The organism is Klenkia marina, from assembly GCF_900101025.1.
Taxonomy (GTDB): domain Bacteria; phylum Actinomycetota; class Actinomycetes; order Mycobacteriales; family Geodermatophilaceae; genus Klenkia; species Klenkia marina.
The window spans coordinates 211927-230702 of sequence record NZ_FMUH01000007.1 but is presented as its reverse complement, the minus strand read 5'-3'; the positions used below and the strand labels follow the sequence as shown (position 1 = coordinate 230702).

13 protein-coding genes are annotated in these 18776 nt (G+C 74.9%); 9 read left to right on the top strand and 4 right to left on the bottom strand.

Annotated features, from left to right (window positions below; genetic code table 11):
* Positions 1-41: 41 nt before the first annotated feature.
* Positions 42-854 carry a deoxyribonuclease IV gene (locus tag BLP29_RS18860; protein WP_092807392.1) on the top strand — a complete coding sequence of 271 codons (813 nt, stop codon included), beginning with the start codon at positions 42-44 and terminating at the stop codon, positions 852-854.
* Between the two features lie 41 nt (positions 855-895).
* Here the strand turns inward: BLP29_RS18860 and BLP29_RS18855 are convergent, their stop codons facing one another.
* Together BLP29_RS18855 and BLP29_RS18850 are read right to left on the bottom strand one after the other, a co-directional pair.
* Complete coding sequence (locus BLP29_RS18855) at positions 896-2482, bottom strand: glycosyltransferase family 87 protein (protein ID WP_243470097.1); 1587 nt, start codon at positions 2480-2482, stop codon at positions 896-898.
* Between the two features lie 26 nt (positions 2483-2508).
* Entirely contained in the window at positions 2509-4896 is a 2388-nt protein-coding gene (locus tag BLP29_RS18850; RefSeq protein WP_243470096.1) for a transglycosylase domain-containing protein, read from the bottom strand.
* A 472-nt stretch (positions 4897-5368) separates the two neighbouring features.
* On the opposite strand from BLP29_RS18850, the gene BLP29_RS18845 reads away from it, so the two are divergent.
* Complete coding sequence (locus BLP29_RS18845; RefSeq protein ID WP_092807388.1) at positions 5369-6448, top strand: inositol-3-phosphate synthase; 1080 nt, start codon at positions 5369-5371, stop codon at positions 6446-6448.
* Positions 6449-6483: 35 nt separating this feature from the next.
* Positions 6484-7254 (top strand): hypothetical protein, encoded by a 771-nt coding sequence (locus BLP29_RS18840; protein WP_092807386.1) that lies wholly within the window; start codon positions 6484-6486, stop codon positions 7252-7254.
* Between the two features lie 195 nt (positions 7255-7449).
* Here BLP29_RS18840 and BLP29_RS18835 read toward each other — a convergent pair whose 3' ends face one another.
* Positions 7450-8103 carry a YqgE/AlgH family protein gene (locus BLP29_RS18835; RefSeq protein ID WP_092807384.1) on the bottom strand — a complete coding sequence of 218 codons (654 nt, stop codon included), beginning with the start codon at positions 8101-8103 and terminating at the stop codon, positions 7450-7452.
* 64 nt (positions 8104-8167) lie between these two features.
* Here BLP29_RS18835 and BLP29_RS18830 point away from each other — a divergent pair, with 64 nt between their 5' ends.
* Complete coding sequence (locus BLP29_RS18830; RefSeq protein WP_243470095.1) at positions 8168-9481, top strand: MFS transporter; 1314 nt, start codon at positions 8168-8170, stop codon at positions 9479-9481.
* Here the strand turns inward: BLP29_RS18830 and BLP29_RS18825 are convergent.
* Positions 9459-10934, bottom strand: a complete 1476-nt coding sequence (locus tag BLP29_RS18825; RefSeq protein WP_243470094.1) for a CCA tRNA nucleotidyltransferase — start codon at positions 10932-10934, stop codon at positions 9459-9461. The genes BLP29_RS18830 and BLP29_RS18825 overlap by 23 nt on opposite strands.
* Before the next feature lie 43 nt (positions 10935-10977).
* On the opposite strand from BLP29_RS18825, the gene BLP29_RS18820 reads away from it, so the two are divergent.
* The 5 genes from BLP29_RS18820 (at position 10978) to trxB (ending at position 18718) form a co-directional block, all read left to right on the top strand.
* Positions 10978-11454 (top strand): NUDIX hydrolase, encoded by a 477-nt coding sequence (locus BLP29_RS18820; protein WP_092807380.1) that lies wholly within the window; start codon positions 10978-10980, stop codon positions 11452-11454.
* Entirely contained in the window at positions 11454-13694 is a 2241-nt protein-coding gene (locus BLP29_RS18815; protein ID WP_092807378.1) for a DUF6049 family protein, read from the top strand. The genes BLP29_RS18820 and BLP29_RS18815 overlap by 1 nt, the downstream gene beginning before the upstream one ends.
* Positions 13691-15958 carry a murein biosynthesis integral membrane protein MurJ gene (gene murJ / locus BLP29_RS18810; protein WP_243470093.1) on the top strand — a complete coding sequence of 756 codons (2268 nt, stop codon included), beginning with the start codon at positions 13691-13693 and terminating at the stop codon, positions 15956-15958. The genes BLP29_RS18815 and murJ overlap by 4 nt, the downstream gene beginning before the upstream one ends.
* 67 nt (positions 15959-16025) lie before the next feature.
* Positions 16026-17624, top strand: a complete 1599-nt coding sequence (locus tag BLP29_RS18805) for a protein kinase family protein (protein ID WP_092807376.1) — start codon at positions 16026-16028, stop codon at positions 17622-17624.
* A 62-nt stretch (positions 17625-17686) separates the two neighbouring features.
* Positions 17687-18718 (top strand): thioredoxin-disulfide reductase, encoded by a 1032-nt coding sequence (gene trxB, locus BLP29_RS18800; RefSeq protein ID WP_243470092.1) that lies wholly within the window; start codon positions 17687-17689, stop codon positions 18716-18718.
* Positions 18719-18776 lie beyond the last annotated feature (58 nt).

Below are 18776 nucleotides of genomic sequence, written 5' to 3'. Positions count from 1 at the left end.
CACGCATCTCGACGTCGGACCCACCGCCTACGGTCGGGAGCATGTCGTCACAGCCGGTAGGAGTGCACGTCGGTTCCGGTCTCACCGAGGACGGCGAGGTCGCGGACGACGGGGTGCTGGCCCGCGCCGCGGAGGTCGACGCGAGCGCCGTCCAGGTGTTCCTCGCCGACCCGCAGGGCTGGAAGGCGCCCAAGCCGCGTCCCGACGCCGAGGAGCTGCGGGCCGCCGACCTCACCGTCGTCGTGCACGCGCCCTACGTGCTCAACGTGGCGTCGACGAACAACCGCATCCGCATCCCCAGCCGCAAGCTCCTGGGTCAGCACGCGGCCGCGTCGGCGGCCATCGGTGCCGCCGGCATGGTGGTGCACGGCGGGCACGTGACCGGCGGGGACGACCCGGCCGCAGGCTTCGACAACTGGCGCAAGCTCTTCGAGCGGCAGGCCGACGACGGCGGCTTCCCCGTGCCGGTGCTCGTCGAGAACACCGCCGGCGGCGAGAAGGCCATGGCCCGCGAGCTCGAGGCGCTGGCCCGGCTCTGGGACGCGGTCGGCGAGTTCGGGGCGGGGTTCGTGCTCGACACCTGCCACGCCTGGGCGGCCGGCTGGGACCTCGCCACCGTGGTCGACGACGTGCGGGCGATCACCGGCCGCATCGACCTGGTGCACCTCAACGACAGCCGCGACGAGGCCGGCTCGATGCGCGACCGGCACGCCCCCCTCGGCGAGGGGCAGATCCCGGTGGACCTGCTGCTCGAGGTGGCGCGGACCGCCGGGTGCCCCGTCGTCCTCGAGACCCCCGGCGACGGGCCGAGCCACGCGGCCGAGATCGCCATGGTGCGCCGAGCACTGGGCTGAGGTCGGCCCACGACATCGCGATCCTCCGGATCGCACCGCGATCAGGTGCCGTCCCCCACCGCCGACGAGCGCGTCCGTCCCTCCTCGCGGGACCCTCCGAGCCCCCCTCGTCGGGACAGCACCCACCGGTCGTCGGCGCCGTCCAGGACGCCGCCGGCGGGGTCGTCGGTGCCCGGCCAGCTGCGCCGCACGCGGTCCAGCTCGGGGTGCCAGACGTCGCGCAGCACGAGCCCGACCAGCACGAGGACGGCGACGTCGCGCACCCCGACGGCCAGGAAGAACCACTGGACGTCGACGCCCTTGTTGTCGGTGCCCAGGTACCAGAGCATCCGGGGCACCCAGACGAGCGCCTCGGTGACCTGCCAGGCCAGCAGCGACCGCCAGGCCGGGCGGGCCAGCACCGCCAGCGGCAGCAGCCACAGCGAGTACTGCGGGCTCCACACCTTGTTGACCAGCAGGAACCCGGCCACCAGCAGGAACGCCAGCTGGGCCACGCGCGGCCGCACCGGCGCCGCCAGCCCCACCCAGCCCACCGCGGCGCAGACAGCCACCGTGGCCACCGCCACCCAGGTGTTGAGCACGGTGGGCGACTGACCCGCGGCGAGCGGGCCGTCGAACAGCCGGAAGTCGGTGGCGTTCAGCGCGATGTTCCACAGCGTGTCCGGGTCGGCCGGCCGGCTGTCGTTGAGCGTGAAGAACTCCCGCCAGTTCTCCGGCGCCAGCACCGCGATCGGTGCGTTGACCAGCACCCACGCGCCGACGGCCGCGACGGTGGTGACCGCCCAGGCCCGCAGCTTGCCGGTGCGCAGGCAGAGCACGAGCAGCACGCCCAGCAGCAGCACCGGGTAGAGCTTGGCCGCCGTCCCGAGGCCGACGAGGACGCCGGCCAGGGCCGGGTGCTCGCGCGCCCACGCCCACATCGCCAGGGTGGCGAGGGCGACCGCGAACAGGTCCCAGTTGGTGAAGGCGTGCACGACCAGCAGGGGTGAGAGCCCGATCATCGCGGCGTCCCAGGGACGGCGACCGGCCAGCCCGACCACCGAACGCGTGATCAGCAGCGCGCAGATGCTGAGCATCAGGCAGGTGACGACGTAGTAGCTCTGCACGGGCACGACCGTCGGCAGCAGGCCCACGGTCGAGGCCAGCGAGTCGTAGCCGCGGGCCAGCACCGAGGCCACCCACATGAAGCCACCGGTGAGCACCGGGTACTCCAGCGGCGACTCCAGGTAGGGCACCCGGCCCTCGGCCAGACCGCGCAGGCCGAACAGCGGCACGGTGTCGGAGTAGCAGAGGTGGGTGTACTGCTTGGAGCCCGTCCAGTCGCCGTCCGCGCACGGGTTCTGCTTGGCCCAGGCCAGCGCCAGGCCGACCACGCAGAACAGCAGGCAGGCGCGCAGCGGCGTCCAGAACAGCGCGCGCCCGGTGACGGCGTGCCGGCCCCACGGGCCGCCCACGGCCTCGCTGGCCTGGGCGGCGACCCGGTCGGTCCAGGTGGGCACCACCCGGTCGGGCCACGGCGGGGCCGCGATCTGCGGCGGGGCACTGCGCTGGGGGAGGGGCTGCGGGGACGGCGCGGGCCCGCCCTCCGGCTGGTCGGCCGGGGACGGGCCCGTGTCGTGCGTGCTCACGGCGTCATCCTGCCGTGCCGGGTCGGTCAGCCGCCCCCTTGCCCGTTGCCGGGCTGCCCCGGCACCGGGACCAGCCCGCCCCCGCCCCCGCCGGGCGCGGGCTGGGTCGTCGGGGGCGCCGTGGTGGGCGGCGCCGTGGTCGGGGGCACCGTCGTGGTCGGGGCCTCGGTGGTCGGGGCCGGAGCCGGGGCCTGGGTGGTGCTCGGCGCCGGCGCCTCGGTGGTCCGCGGGGCCTCGGTGGTGGGGTCGGGGACGGCGTTGCTGTTGCCCGTGTCGCCGTCGATCAGCTGCTCGGTGGGCAGCTCCTCGACCGGGGTGCCGTCGAGCACCCGGTCCATGAACTCCTGCCAGATCTGCCCCGGCAGTCCCGACCCGAAGATCGGCCCGCCGCTGGCGTTCTCGATCGCCGACGGGGTGTCCGAGCCCATCCACACCGCGGTGGAGATCGACGGGGTGTAGCCGACCATCCAGGCATCGGTGTTGTCGCTGGTCGACCCCTGCAGACCCTGGGTACCGGTCTTGCTGGCCACCGGGCGGTCGCCGTCCAGGCTGCGCTTGGAGTACGCGGCGACGCCCTCGGTGGACAGCGTGGTGTCGCTGGCCACGTCGGCCGGGATCGCCTGGGTGCCGGCGTCGACCACGGACTCGGGGGAGACGACCACACCGCCCTCGGAGTCGGTGACCTGCTGGATGAAGTGCGTGGCGTGCCGGACCCCGCCGTTCGCCAGCGTGGCGAAGCCCACCGCCTGGTCGATCGGGCGGACCTCGTACTCACCGATGCCGATCGCCGAGCCGGTGAAGCCCTCGCTGTTGGCCAGCGTCTTCGCGCCGGCGAGGGTGCCCGACTGCCACGTGTCGCCCAGCCCCATCGCGGCCAGGGCGGTGGCGCGTACGTTCTCCGGGCCGACCTCGAGGGCCAGGCCGTAGAACGTGGTGTTCAGCGATCGGGTCATCGCCTGCACGAGGGTGCAGTCGCCGCAGGAGGCCCCACCGGAGTTGCGCACCGGCTGCTCACGGTCGGAGAAGGTCTGCGGCGAGCTGCCGTCGCGCCGGGAGCTGATCGAGATGCCCTGTTCCAGCGCGGTGGCCATCGCGTACGGCTTGAACGACGAGCCCGGCGGCCGCTGCGCCTGCGCGTAGTCGAAGCCGGTGCCGGTGGTGCCGCCGTAGTAGGCGAGCACGGCTCCGGTGCGCGGCTCGACGGCGACGAGCGCCTGGCGCAGCGTCTCGGGCTCGCCCTCCATCACCGAGGCGACCGTCTCGACGGCGGCCTGCTGGTAAGCGGGGTTGACCGTGGTCACGATCCGGTACCCGCCGCTCAGGACCTCGTCCTGGGTCAGGCTCAGCCGCGACTCCATCTCGGCCAGCGCCTGCTGCACGATCAGCCCCTCGGGGCCGTCGGGCAGGCCGAGGGAGGACCCGGTCACCGGCAGCACCGCGGGGTAGGTGGAGGCGTCGCGGTCGGCCTGGCTCAGCCAGTCCTGCTCGACCATGCCGTCGAGCACCAGGCCCCACCGGTCCTGGGCGCCCTCGGGGTTGTTCGCCGGGTCGTAGGCACTGGGGCTGCGGATGAGGACGGCGAGGACGGCGCCCTGCTGGGCGGTCAGCGCACTGGCGTCGACGCCGAAGTAGGTCTGCGCCGCGGCCTGGATGCCGTAGGCCCCGCGACCGAAGTAGATGGTGTTCAGGTAGCCCTCGAGGATCTCGTCCTTCGAGTAGTTGTTGTCCAGCTTGACCGCCAGGAACAGCTCCTGGAACTTGCGGCTGAACGTCTGGTCGGCCGTGAGCAGCGTGTTCTTCACGTACTGCTGCGTGATCGTCGACCCGCCCTGGGTGGCACCACCGGTGAGGTTGTTCCAGGCCGCCCGGGCGATGCCGGTGACCGAGATGCCGGGGTCGGAGTAGAAGTTGCGGTTCTCCGCGGCGAGGATCGCGTCGCGGGCAGGCTCGGAGACCTGGTCCAGGCTCACCGCGATGCGGTTCTCGCTGCCCAGCCGGGCCATCTCGGTGGTGCCGTCGGAGTAGTAGACGATCGTGGTCTGGGCCTGCGAGACGTCGTCGAGGCTGGGCACCTTGGTGTTGGCGTAGACCACGCCCACGAAGACCCCGAGCAGCAGCAGGCCACCGAGCACCAGCGAGGCGAGGACCTTGTAGACCCGCCGCCGCTTCTGCTTCGCCGTGCGCTTGCCCTTCGCGCGCTTCTTCCCGGGCGCGGGTCGGGCCGAGACCTTCGCCCCGCCGTCGGTGCGCGCCGCGGTGGTGCGGCCGCGGTCGCCGCGGCGCGCGGTGCGCGGGTCGGGACGACGCGGGTCGGGGCGGCCGCCACCGCCCTCGCGACCGGCGCGGGCGGGCGGGGGACGGCGCACCGAGCCGGCGGGCAGGCCGACGGGTGAGGTCTCGTCGTGGGGAGGCACGGCGGTGGCCCCTCTCTCGGTTCGGTGGTGCGACATCGCCCCTGGTCACCGACCGGGGGACGCCACCAGGATGACGGGTGATGCTGTGGACGACCCGGACCGTTCCGTCCGGGCGCGGTGCCGGTCGGGGCGACCCGGTGCCCGACCGGACGCGGTGGGCGGCGCCCCGGCCCGCTGACGCGCCTGGTCACGGGCCCGGTCCCCGGGCCCGACCTGGACGTCGACCGCGCGCGGACCACCACGGTAACCGCCCGGCGCCGGCCTCCGGGGAGTCCGCCGCGCACCTCCGCGGCCGGGTACCCGCTGCGGACCGGACAAAGGGGTCGACATGCAACGTGACAAACGACCCCGTATGTTCACCTCGACGCGGGGCAGGTCGACCGCGGTCCCGGCAGCGCGGCCGGGTCCGCGACGGCACGGCTGCCCCACACCACAACCAGCCGCGCACCGTCGCCGGCATCGAGGAGGACCCATGGGATCGGTCAAGGTCGCCGTCGTCGGCGTCGGGAACTGCGCCGCATCGCTCGTGCAGGGCGTCGAGTACTACAAGGACGCCGACGAGACGCAGAGCGTCCCCGGCCTGATGCACGTCCGCTTCGGCGACTACCACGTCTCCGACGTGCAGTTCGTCGCCGCGTTCGACGTCGACGCCAAGAAGGTCGGCCAGGACCTGTCCGCGGCCATCGGCGCCAGCGAGAACAACACGATCACGATCTGCGACGTCCCGCCGCTGGGCGTCACGGTGCAGCGCGGCACCACCCTCGACGGTCTGGGCAAGTACTACCGCGAGACCATCGAGGAGTCCGACGAGCAGCCGGTCGACGTCGTCGCAGCGCTGCGCGAGTCCGGTGCCGACGTCCTGGTCTGCTACCTGCCCGTGGGCTCGCAGCAGGCGGCCGAGTTCTACGCCCAGGCCGCCCTCGACGCCGGTGTGGCCTTCGTCAACGCGCTCCCGGTGTTCATCGCCGGCACGAAGGAGTGGGCCGACAAGTTCACCGCCGCCGGTGTGCCGATCGTCGGCGACGACATCAAGAGCCAGGTCGGCGCCACCATCACCCACCGCGTGCTGGCCAAGCTGTTCGAGGACCGCGGCGTGCAGCTCGACCGGACGATGCAGCTCAACGTCGGCGGCAACATGGACTTCAAGAACATGCTCGAGCGCGAGCGCCTGGAGTCCAAGAAGATCTCCAAGACCCAGGCCGTCACCAGCCAGGTCGACCGGGACATGGGCAAGGACAACGTGCACATCGGTCCCTCGGACCACGTGCCGTGGCTGTCGGACCGCAAGTGGGCCTACGTGCGGCTCGAGGGCCGCGCGTTCGGCGACGTCCCGCTGAACCTGGAGTACAAGCTCGAGGTCTGGGACTCCCCGAACTCCGCCGGCATCATCATCGACGCCGTCCGCGCTGCCAAGATCGCCCTCGACCGCGGCATCGGGGGCCCGATCCTGTCGGCGTCCTCGTACTTCATGAAGAGCCCGCCCGTGCAGTACAGCGACTCCGAGGCCCGCGACGCCGTCGAGGCCTTCATCGCCGGCACCGTCGAGCGCTGATCCACCGGGCCGGCATGGCTTCGTACGCTGGGGTCATGCCGGCCCGACCACGTCTGCTCGCCCTGCTGCTCGTCCTCGCCGTCGCGGTGCTGACCGGCTGCAGCGACGGGTCCTCGGCCACCCGCACGCCCGGCGACCCGGTCACCGAGGAGGAGGCCGCCACCCTCGCCGGGCTGCTGCACCGCAACTTCGAGGCCGGCGGTGCCGACGTCACCGTCACCGCGCCCTACGCCGAGGGCACCGTGCTCACGCTCACCGGCGAGATCGACTTCCGGCAGGGCAACGGCCGGGCCCAGGCCGTCACCACGTTCCGCGACCGGCCCGACGACTCCCGCACGTTGTTCTTCAGCGGCACCGACCTCTGGTACGGCGACGTGCCCGGGCTCACCGAGGCGCTCGCGGCCGCCGGCCGACCCGACACCACCTACCTGCGCCGGCCGCTGACCACCACGCGCGCGGACGGGACGTCGTCCCTGGTCGACGTCCTGGTGCAGTTGCTGCCCCGGCTCTCCCAGCGGGCCGACGACGACCCCCGCGCCATCCTCGAGCGGGGCTACACCTGGCAGGGCCAGCAGACCGTGGACGGCCAGCTGTGCGCGGTGTACCGCACGGGGTCCGGCGCCACCGTGGTCGTGTCGGCGTCGGACCAGATGCTCGTGCAGTACCAGACCCGGCTGCCCGACCAGACCTTCGACGTGACCATCACGCTGGGCGACCCCGGCCCGCGCACCATCACGCTGCCCGGCGACGCCGAGACCGCGAACGCCGCCGACTACCCGCAGGTGACCGCCGAGCTCGGCTTCTGACGGAGGGCGTCGTCCCGTCGGGCGGCATGGAAACGGGAGGGACGGTCTCTTCCCCAGACCGTCCCTCCCGCAGCCCTCAGTCTGCCAGAACCCGCGCCGCCGTGCGAGACCCGTGGGACGGGTGAGACCACGGGTCGGCCCCCTCGCCGGGTCCCGGCGCGTCGGAGCCGTGCTGGGGGGCGACGGGGTCCTTCCTCAGTTCTGGGTGGGGTCCGGGGTGGCGGTGGTGAGGACGGCCCGCGGGCCGCTCTGCCGGGCCAGCACCCGGTGCCAGGCACGCATCCCCTCGTCGCCGGCCAGCACGTCGGCCGGGAGCCCCGGCACGCAGGCCCAGGCCCCCTCGGCGAGCTCGCCGCCCAGCTGACCGGGCGACCACCCCGCGTAGCCGGCGAACACCCGCAGGCCGTCGACGGCGCCGGACACCTCACCGGGGTCGACGTCGAGGTCGACCAGGTGGACGCCGTCCCCGACCGGCTGGAGACCCGGCCCACCACCGGGGCCGGCGGCCAGGCACAGCGCCGTCTCGCTCTCGCACGGCCCGCCGACGTGGAACATCCCGGGCGGCACCGCCAGGTCCGCCCAGCCCGGGAGGACGTCGGCGATGCGCACCTCGCTCGGGCGGTTGAGCACCACCCCGACCGTGCCGGTGCTCGAGTGGTCGACCACGTAGACGACCGTGCCGGCGAAGTTCGGGTCGGTGAGCAGCGGCATCGCGACCAGCAGGCAGCCGGGCCGCACGTCGCCGAGCCGACCGATCGTCAGCGGCGGGACGGCCGCGCCGGGTTCCCGGCCCGCGGCCGAGCCGGCGGGTCGGCGGTCCGGGTCGGGCGACGGGGGCACCGCGTTCATCGGGCCCAGTGTGCCCCAGGACCGGCCCCGGTGGGGTGGCCCGTCGCCGCCGTAGGGTGCGGGTGTGGCGGGACGGGGGGCGGTGGCGCGCCGGTTGCTCGGGCGCGCCGACTTCCGGCGACTGCTGCTCACCCGGCTGGCCTCGCAGTTCGGCGACGGCATGTTCCAGGCGGCGCTCGCCGGGACCGTGCTGTTCAACCCGCAGCGCGCCGCCGACCCGGTCGACGTCGCCGCGGGGTTCGCCGTCCTGCTGGTGCCCTACTCGGTGCTCGGTCCCTTCGCCGGCGTGTGGCTGGACCGGTGGAGCCGCCGGCAGGTGCTGGTCGTGGCCAACGTCGTCCGGGCGCTGCTCGTGGTCGGGGTCGCGGCGCTCACCTGGGCCGGCATCGGCGGGCCGGCCTTCTACCTCGCCGGGCTGGCGGTGTTCTCGGTCAACCGGTTCGTGCTGTCGGCCCTGTCCGCCGGGCTGCCGCACACCTGCGACCGACCCTCGCTGGTCTCGGCGAACGCCCTCAGCACCACCGCGGGTGCGGTGTCCACGGTGGTCGGCGGCGGGGTGGCCATCGGGGTGCAGTCGTTGCTCGCCGACGGCGACACCGGCTACGCGCTGCTGGCCCTCTGCGCCGCCGGCCCGTACCTGCTCGGCTCGGCCATCGTGGCCGGCTTCGCCCGCCCCTACCTGGGCCCGGACCACACCTCCCGGGCGGCGACCGTCTCGGCCCGCGACGTGCTGCACGGGCTGCAGGCCGGCGCCCGGCACGTGCTCGGTTCCCGTCCGGCCACCTGGGTGCTGACCCTGATGGCCGTGCACCGGGTCTGCTTCGGGCTGCTGACCCTGCTCACGCTGCTGCTCTACCGCAACACCCTGGAACCGGTCGGGTCGCTGTTCCCGACCGGTCTGCCCGGTCTCGCCCAGGTGCTCGCGGCGGGCGCGGTGGGCACCCTGCTGGCCGCCGCGCTCACCCCGCCGGCGGTGCGCCGCTGGGGCAAGGCGCGCTGGACGACGGCGGTGCTGCTGCTCGGGGCGGCCGGCCAGCTCGGCCTGGGCCTGCCCTTCCTGGCCCCCACCATCGTGGCCGCCGGCTTCCTGCTCGGCTTCGTCGCGCAGGCGGTGAAGATCTGCGTGGACAGCACCCTCCAGGAGGTCGCGCACGACGACTTCCGCGGGCGGGTGTTCTCGGTCTACGACGCCGTCTTCAACGTCACCTTCGTCGCAGCGCTGGTGGTCGGGGCGCTCGCCCTGCCGGGGTCGGGGGCCAGCGTCCCGGCGCTGGTGCTGGTCGCCGTCCTCTACCTCGCCGCGGCCGTGGCCAACACCGTGCGGCGCCGGGTGTGGACCGACCAACCCGTCGCGGTCAGCGCGAGCGCCACCAGCTGAGCAGCTCGGCCTCGGCGTCCTCGGGGGCCAGCGGCCCGCGCTCGAGCCGCAGCTCCTTGAGGAACCGCCAGGCCTCCCCGACCTCGCGGCCGGGCTCGATGCCCAGCAGCTCCATGATCCGGTTGCCGTCGAGGTCGGGCCGCACGCGCGCCAGGTCCTCGGCCGCCGACAGCTCGGCGATGCGCTGCTCCAGCGAGTCGTACGTCGCCGACAGCGCCGCGGCCCGCCGCTTGTTGCGGGTGGTGGAGTCCGACCGCACGAGCTTGTGCAGCCGGGGGAGCAGGTCGCCGGCGTCGGTCACGTAGCGGCGGACGGCGGAGTCGGTCCACTCGCCCGAGCCGTAGCCGTGGAAGCGCAGGTGCAGGAAGGTCAGCCGCGAGACCTGCTCGACGACCTCCTTGGGGTACTTCAGCGCGGTCAGCCGCTTGCGCACCAGCTTGGCGCCGACCACCTCGTGGTGGTGGAAGGACACCCGGCCCCGCGGTTCGTGCCGGCGGGTGGCCGGCTTGCCGATGTCGTGCAGCAGCGCGGCCAGCCGGAGCACGAGGTCCGGCGAGGGCGACTCCGGGTCGGCCAGGTCGAGGGCGATCGCCTGGTCGAGCACCGTGAGGGAGTGGGTGTAGACGTCCTTGTGCTGGTGGTGCTCGTCGATCTCCATGCGCAGGGCCGACAGCTCGGGGAGCACGACGTCGGCCAGCCCGGTGGAGACCAGGAAGTCCAGCGCCGCACGCGGGGAGTCGTTCAGCAGCGTGCGGGAGAACTCGTGCTGCACCCGCTCGGCGGTGATCCGGCCGAGCTCGGGAGCCTGCGCGGTCATCGCCGCCACCACCTCGGGCGCGGGGGTCAGCCCGAGCTGGGCGACGAAGCGGACCGCCCGCAGCATGCGCAGCGGGTCGTCGGCGAACGAGTCCTCGGGGCGTCCGGGCGTGCGCAGCCGGCCGGCCAGCAGGTCGCCCAGCCCGCCGAAGGGGTCGGTGACCGTGCGGTCGGGGCCCAACGACACCGCCATCGCGTTGACCGTGAAGTCGCGGCGGGCCAGGTCGTCCACCAGCGAGGCGCCCCAGGCGACCTCGGGGTTGCGGGACTCGCGGTCGTACCGGTCGGCGCGGAAGGTGGTGATCTCCAGCCGCTCGCCGCGCACCTCGGCACCCACCGTGCCGAAGGCGATGCCGGTGTTCCACGTGGAACCGGCCAGGCCGTCGAGGACGGCGAGGGTCTGCTCCGGCGTGGCCGACGTCGTCAGGTCCAGGTCCCCGGGTCGGGCCGCGCCCGACCCCGCCGCGAGCAGGGCGTCGCGGACCGATCCGCCGACCAGGTGCACCTCGTGGCCGGCCGCGGTGAACCGCTCGCCGACCAGGCCGAGGACGGGCGTGAGGTCGACCAGGTCGCGGACGGTCTGCTGCACGGCCTCGGGGACCGGCGCGGGTTCGGGACGCGGGCGCTCGTCGGACACGACCGCCCAGGCTACTGAGGTCGGTCGCGCTACCCTGCACAGCATGGCTCCGACGGGCGGACGACGACGCCCGGGCCGACGTCTGCGCCGGGTCGACGAGACCTCGGCCGGCGGGCTGGTCGTGGCCGACGACGACGGCACCGGCCCGCGCGCAGCCCTGATCGGCCGCACCGATCGGCGGGGCCGGCTGCTCTGGTCGCTGCCCAAGGGCCACATCGAGGCCGGGGAGACCCCCGAGGACACCGCCGTGCGCGAGGTGGCCGAGGAGACCGGCATCCAGGGCGAGATCGTCGCACCGCTGGGCATCATCGATTTCTGGTTCGTCGCCGACGGCCGGCGCGTGCACAAGACCGTGCACCACTTCCTGCTGCGGGCCACCGGCGGCGAGCTCTCCGACGAGGACGTCGAGGTCACCGAGGTGGCCTGGGTGCCGCTCTCGGAGCTGTCCGAGCGGCTGGCCTACGCCGACGAGCGGGCCCTGGTGGAGCGCGCCCCGGGCCTGCTGGCCGACAGCGCGTGATGCGGCGGACCCCCGGCCGCCTCCCCACCTCCCTGCTGGTCTGCCTGCTGACGTGCCTGGCCGCGCTGGGCACCGTCCTCGCGGGCCCGGTCGCCCCCGCGGCCGCCGCGCCCGGTGACCAGACCACCAGCACCGCCGGCCCGGTCCAGGTCACGCTGTCGGTGCTGGAACCCCGCACGGTGACCGCCGACAGCGTCATCCAGGTCAGCGGCACGCTCACCAACGCCGGCGACGACACGATCACCGACGTCTCGGTCCGGCTGCAGCGCGGTGACCGGCTGACCTCGCGGCAGGCCCTGGCCGAGGACGCCGCCCGCCCCTCGGCCGGCACCACCGCCCAGGCGCCGTTCCTGCCGCAGAGCGGGGTCCTGGACCCCGGCGACGACATCCCCTTCGCCTACAGCACCACCGCCGCCGAGCTCGGCATCACCGCCGCCGGCGTCTACCCGGTGCTGGTCAACGTGAACGGCACCCGCGGCGGGCTCGTCGAGCGGGTCGGCGAGCTGCCCACCTACCTGGTCGCGCCCGGTGCGCCCACCACCCCCACCTCGGTCGCGTGGCTCTGGCCGCTCACCGACCGGCCCCACCGCGACGCGGCGGGCCGCTTCACCGACGACGACCTCGCCGCGGAGCTGTCCGCCGACGGCCGGCTCGACCGCGCCCTGCAGGTGCTCGAGGACCTGCCCGACGGCGGCCGCGGGGTGCCGGTCACGCTCGCCGTCGACCCCGCCCTGGTGCAGGAGCTGACCGCGATGGCCGGCGGCTACACCGTCGACGGCGTGGCCGGTGCCGGCGTGGCGGCCGCGGCGACGTGGCTGGACCGGCTGCGTGCGCTGGCCGCCGTCCACCCGGTCCTCGCCCTGCCCTACGCCGACGTGGACGCCGACGCCCTGCAGTCGGCCGGCCTGTCCGACGTCGTCCTGCGGGCCCTGCCCGGCACCCCGGCCGGCGGGGGTGCCGGTGAGGAGGGTGCCGACGGCGAGGGGGCGCGGATCCTGGCCGACGCCCTGGACACCCAGCCCCGCACCGACCTCGTGTGGCCCGCAGGCGGGGTGCTGCGGGCCGACACCCTCGCCACCCTCCAGGCCGCCGGGGTCGACCAGCTCGTGCTGGCCCAGGGCGCCTACACCGACTCCGACGCCGCCGTGGGCCGCACCGGCCGAGCGGCGGCGGCCCGGGTGCCGGTCGACACCGCCGCCGGGCAGCTCACCACGCTGGTGGCCGACACCGCCCTGGGCGACGTCGTGGCCGGCGCGGACACCGCGCCGGGCGGCGCCCGGGCCGCCGAGCAGCGCTACCTGGCCGAGCTCGGGGTGCTGACCGACCAGCTCGCCGCCGTCGACCCGGCGGTCGCGCAGACCGTGCTGGTGGTGCCCCCCCGCGAGGTCGAGGCCGACCCGAGCTGGGCCACGCCCATGCTCGCCGACACCGTCACCCAGACCTGGCTGGCCGGCGCCTCGCTGACCGACCTGGCCGCCGGGCCCTCCGCCGAGGCCGGCACCCTCGTCGCCCCCACCGACACCACGGTGCTGGCCGGGGAGGGCCTGGTCGCCCTCGCCCGCGCGGACGCCGTGCGCGCCGACCTCGCCGCGGCCGTCGGGGACGAGGCCGGGGACGTGCTCGCCGAGCAGGACGACGCGATCGCCCGCGCCTCGTCCACCGCCTGGCGGGGCGACCCGGCCGGCTTCGCCGCGGCGGCGGCCGACGTGGAGCAGACCATCGACGGCCTGCGCGGGCAGGTGGGCCTCGTCGTCCCCGCCGACGGCACCTACAGCCTGGCCTCCAGCGATGCCCCCCTCGTGCTCACCGTGCGCAACGACCTGCCCTTCGCCGTGACCGTGGTGCTCGACCTGCGGGCCCGCAGCGGGGTCGGGTTCACCGCGGGGGACGTGCCCCCGCAGCGGTTGGAGGCCAACTCCCGCACCGTCGTCACGGTGCCCACCACCGTCCGGCAGTCCGGCGGGTTCACCGTCGTCGCACGGCTCACCACCCCCGCCGGTGGCGTGCTCGGTTCGGAGGTCGAGCTGCGGGTCACCAGCACCGCCTACGGGCCCATCACGCTGGCGATCACCATCGGCGCGGCGGCCCTGCTCGGGCTGCTCTTCCTCCGCCGGCTCGTGCTCTTCGTGCTCCGCCGCCGGCGCGGCGAGGCCCGACCGGTCGACGACGACGTCCTCGTGCCGGCCGACGGCGGCCCTGACGCCGACCACCCCGCACCCACCACCCGGAGCCCGGTGTGACCGGCGGCAACCACCGGCCCCCGCCCCCCGGCGGGCCGGCGTCCGAGGAGGCGCCCACCGTCGCCGAGCTGGTCGAGCGGACCGGCACCGAGCGGACCGGCACCGAGCGGACCGGCACCGGGCGGGGCGGGACCGAGCAGACCGGGACCAGCCGGCACAGCCGTGAGCAACCGGCCGCCCGGCCCGCCCGCCCGTCGTCCTCGCCCCTGCCCCCCGCGCCCTACGGGGCGGTCCCGCCGCCGCTGGCCGCCCCCTCGGCGAGCGCCCTGGCGGGCCACCCGACCACCGACGACCCCGTCGTGCCGCAGCAGCGTCCGGTCCGGTCACCGCGGCGCCCGCAGACCGACGGGTCGGCACCGGCCACCCGGGTCAGCCCGCTCGGCTCGGCCCTGGCCCCGCCCTCGCGCCCGACCCCCGCCGTGCCGCCACCACCGGCGCCGCAGGCCGCACCGCATGCCCCGGCCCTCCCGCCGCCGCCCCGGCCGCGGTCGGGGGAGCAGGAGTCGTTCCGCAGCCGCTTCGTCCCCGGCCCCGACGACACCCAGATCATCCCGGTGCTCCCGCCCGTGCCGGCGACCGCGGACGACAAGGACACCGGCGTCCACGAGGCCCGCGAGGGCCGGCCCGGGGGCAGCCGGGGGATCCTGCGCGCCGCCGGCACGATGGCCGTCGCCAGCCTGGTCTCCCGGATCACCGGGCTGCTCCGCACGGTCGTGATCACGGCTGCGCTCGGGGTGGCCGCGGTGAACGACGCCTACAACACGGCCAACACGCTGCCCAACATCGTCTACGAACTGCTCCTGGGCGGGGTGCTCACCTCGGTCGTCGTCCCCCTGCTCGTGCACGCCCAGGAGCGGGACCGTGACGGTGGGGTCGGCTACGCCCAGCGGCTGACCACCCTGGCCATGGCCGGGCTCGTCGTGATGACCGGTGTCGCGGTGCTGGCCGCACCGCTGCTCACCAGGGCCTACGGCATCACCGGCGACCCCGACCAGGTCGCGCTGGCCAACTGGCTGGCCCGGCTGCTGCTCGTCGAGATCGTCTTCTACGGGCTCGGTGCCCTGGTCACCGCGATCCTCAACGCCCGCGGGGTGTTCGGCTGGCCGGCCTGGGCGCCGGTGCTCAACAACGTCGTCGTGATCGCCACCGCCGGGCTGTTCGTCGCGGCCAGCGGGCCCGGTCCGCTCACCCCCGTCTCGATCACGCCGGTGCAGGTCTGGCTCCTCGGCGTCGGCACCACCCTGGGCATCGCGGTCCAGGCCCTCGTGCTGGTGCCGCAACTGCGCAAGGTCGGGGTGCCGCTGCGCCCCCGCTGGGGTCTGCGCGGCTCGGGCCTCGGCGAGGCCGGCACGCTGGGCCTCTGGGTCATCGGGTACGTCGCGATCAGCCAGGTCGGGGTGCTCGTCGCCACCCGCGTGGCCAACGCCGCCGGGCGCGTCTCCCAGGAGGCCGGTCAGACCGCCGGGCTCGGGTCGGCCGGCTTCGCGAACGTGAGCCTGCTGTTCCAGATGCCCTACGGGATCATCGGCGTCGCGCTCCTCACCGCCCTCGTGCCGCGGATGAGCCGCGCGGCGAGCCGGCACGACGTCCCCGGGGTCGCCGCCGACCTCGGGTTGGGCATGCGCCTGTCCGCGGTCGGTCTGCTGCCGGTCACCGCCCTGCTCGTCGTCCTGGGGCCGGCGCTCACCACCGTCGCGTTCGGGCACGGCGAGACCTCGCTGGAGCAGGCACGGGCGATGGGCACGGCCCTGGCCCTGGGTGCGTTCGGCCTGCTGCCGATGGCCGTCACGCTGCTGCAGCTCCGTGTCTTCTACGCGATGAAGGACGCCCGCACGCCCACCCTCATCCAGGTGGTGATGGTCGCCGTCCGGGTGCCCCTGCTGCTGCTCGTGCCCGCCGTGGTCGAGCCGGAGCACGTGGTCGCCGGCCTGGTGGTCGCCACCTCCCTGACCTACGTCGCCGGCTGGGTCGCCGGGGACCTCGCGCTGCGCCGCAAGCTCGGCGCCGTGCGCACGGGGGACACCGCCGGTCCGGTGGTCAAGCTGGCCGTCGTCTCCGCCGTCGCCGGGGGCATCGGGTGGGGTGCGGTGCACCTCGTCCAGGGTGTGGCCGGGACCTCGGTCGCCGGGTCGCTCGTCACCCTGCTGGTCGGTAGCCTGGTCATCGGCGTCGTGGTCGTGGTCGGCGTCGTGCTGGTGAAGGTCCCGGAGGTCTCGGGGCCGGTCGCCGCCGTCCGGGCTCGCCTGGGCGGAGCACGACGGTGAACCCCGGGTCGGCGTCGCGACCGGCCCGAGAGGCGGCTGGCAGACAACCGGGAGGTCGGCAGCGTCCGTGACGTCGACGACCACCGGCCTCCCCGACCGCTACCGGCCCATCGACCAGCTCGCCCCCGACGAGCCGACGGCCACCGGGGTCATCCGGTCCTGGCGGGCCCGCGACCGCGTGCTGAACCGCGACGTCGCGCTGCGCGTGCACACCCCCGGCGGCCCGGCCGCCCGCGGCTGGATCGCCCGGGCGCTGACCGCCGGCGGGCTGGCCACCCCCGCCCTGTCGATGGTCTACGACGCCGCCGAGGGCACGCCCGACGACAGCCCCGCCGCCTACGTCGTCAACGAGTGGATCGACGGCCAGACCCTCACCGACCGGCTCGCCGCAGGGCCCCTGCCCGAGCGCGAGGCCCGGGCCGTCGTCCGCCGATTGGCCGAGGGCGTCGCCGAGGCGCACCGGGTCGGCCTCGCCGTCGGCGGCCTGACCCCCGACCACGTCGTCCTGCGGCCCGGTGGCCTGGTGGGCCTGCTGGCCGTGCCCGCCGCCGAGGGCACGGTGCCCGGCGACATCGCCGCCCTGGGTGCCCTCCTCGAGCTGTGCCTCACCGGGCGTCGCGGCGACGAGCCCGGGGTGACCCCGCCGGTCATCGTGCAGCCCGACCTCGCCGCCCTGGTCCGCCGGGCCCGCTCCACCGAGCCCGGCACCGCGCTGTCCTCGGTCGCGGCCATGGCCGCCCTGCTCGGCGAGCGCCCCCGCACCGGGAACACCGACCCGCACCTGTCGATCCGCGGCGAGGAGTCCGAGAGCGGCTGGCTGCGCAAGCTGCGCGACCGCCGCGACGCCGAGGACGCCGCCCTGGCCGCCGGACGCCCCCTGCCGCGGGTCGACGACGCCGTCCCGCTGACCCGGGACAGCTACCCGCCCGTGCCCGCCGTCGTCGCCGAGGACACCGCCGAGGACGACGAGCTGGACTGGGCGTCGACCTACGACGAGGACGACGTCGTCGACGACGAGCCCGAGGTCGCCGGGTGGCGGCGCCGGCTGCTCGTGGTCGGCCTCCCGCTGCTCGCCCTCGCCATGGTCATCGCCGCCGGATGGTGGCTGGGCAACAACGTGATCTCCGCGGCCAGCAGCGTCGACGACACGCAGGGCTCCCGGCCCAGCACGGCGGCCCCCAGCGACGACGGCTCCGGCGGCGACACCGGCACCCCCGCCGGCACGCCCCTGCAGATCTCCACGGCCACCGTCTTCGACCCCTTCGGCGACGGCGAGCCCGAGAACGACGACGACGTCCCGCAGTCCTTCGACGGCGACCCGGCCACCGCCTGGCCGACGCTGAACTACCGCGGGTCGGCCGACTTCGGCAACCTCAAGCCCGGCGTCGGCGTCCTCTACGACCTCGGGTCCGAGCAGCCGCTCTCGGCGATCTCCGTGACCGGCTCGGAGGGCGCCACCGTCGAGGTGCGGACCGGCGACGGCGGCGACGACCTCGACTCCTACGCCGTCGGCGCCCAGGGCGAGCTCACCGGCGGTGCCGACGTCCTCTCCTTCGAGAGCCCGGTGACCACCCGGTACGTGCTGGTGTGGGTCACCGGCCTCGTCCCCGCCGACGACGGCTTCTCCGCCGACCTCGCCGAGGTCGCCCCGCTGTCGGCCGGCTGACCGCCGGCCCCACCGCAGGCAATGGTCCACCGCCCGGGAATGCCGGCCCTAGGCTGGCCGTTGTGCCGCCCGTGACGAACGACCAGCCCACCCCCGGCCCCGCGGTGTCCGCCCCCGGCGACCCCGGCCAGGCCCCGGCCACGATCCCGCCCGCGGAGGGCGGTGGCGTCCGCGACCTGATCATCATCGGGTCCGGTCCGGCCGGGTACACCGCCGCCACCTACGCCGCGCGCGCGAACCTGCACCCCCTGGTGTTCGAGGGGTCCCAGTTCGGCGGTGCGCTGATGACCACCACCGAGGTCGAGAACTTCCCCGGGTTCCCCGAGGGCATCCAGGGCCCGCAGCTCATGGACGACATGCGCACCCAGGCTGAGCGCTTCGGTGCCGAGCTGGTCCCCAGCGACGTCACCGAGGTCGACCTCACCGCCACCCCCAAGGTGGTCAAGGTGGGCGACGAGGTGCACCTGGCGCACGCGGTCATCGTGGCCACCGGGTCCAAGTACCGCTACCTCGGCCTGGAGAACGAGGCCCGGCTGCTCGGCCACGGCGTCTCGGCCTGTGCCACCTGCGACGGCTTCTTCTTCCGCGACCAGGACATCGTCGTCGTCGGCGGCGGGGACTCGGCGATGGAGGAGGCCACCTTCCTCACCCGCTTCGCCAAGTCGGTCACCGTCGTGCACCGTCGTGCCGAGCTGCGGGCGTCGAAGATCATGCAGAAGCGCGCCCAGGACAACGAGAAGATCCGCTGGGCGCTGGGCAAGCAGGTCACCGACGTGCACGGCGAGAACCAGGTGCAGTCGGTCGAGCTGACCGACACCGAGACCGGCGCCACCGAGACCATGGACGTCAGCGGCCTGTTCGTCGCCATCGGCCACGACCCGCGCAGCGAGATCTTCGCCGGGCAGCTCAAGCTCGACGACGAGGGCTACATCCAGGTCGAGCACCCGACGACCCGCACGAACATCGACGGCGTCTTCGCCTGCGGTGACGTCGTGGACCACATCTACCGGCAGGCGATCACCTCGGCGGGCACCGGAGCCGCCGCGGCGATCGACGCCGAGCGCTGGCTCGCCGACACCTTCGACGAGCGCTAGAAGGACCCGACCTCCCCCCACCACTCGCAAGCTCGCGGCGGGCCCCTGAGGCCGCGCC

Coding starts and splice junctions, on each gene's coding strand:
- BLP29_RS18860 (WP_092807392.1), top strand. CDS start 42: ATGTCGTCACAGCCGGTAGGAGTGCACGTCGGTTCCGGTCTCACCGAG.
- BLP29_RS18845 (WP_092807388.1), top strand. CDS start 5,369: ATGGGATCGGTCAAGGTCGCCGTCGTCGGCGTCGGGAACTGCGCCGCA.
- BLP29_RS18840 (WP_092807386.1), top strand. CDS start 6,484: ATGCCGGCCCGACCACGTCTGCTCGCCCTGCTGCTCGTCCTCGCCGTC.
- BLP29_RS18835 (WP_092807384.1), bottom strand. CDS start 8,103: ATGAACGCGGTGCCCCCGTCGCCCGACCCGGACCGCCGACCCGCCGGC.
- BLP29_RS18820 (WP_092807380.1), top strand. CDS start 10,978: ATGGCTCCGACGGGCGGACGACGACGCCCGGGCCGACGTCTGCGCCGG.
- BLP29_RS18815 (WP_092807378.1), top strand. CDS start 11,454: ATGCGGCGGACCCCCGGCCGCCTCCCCACCTCCCTGCTGGTCTGCCTG.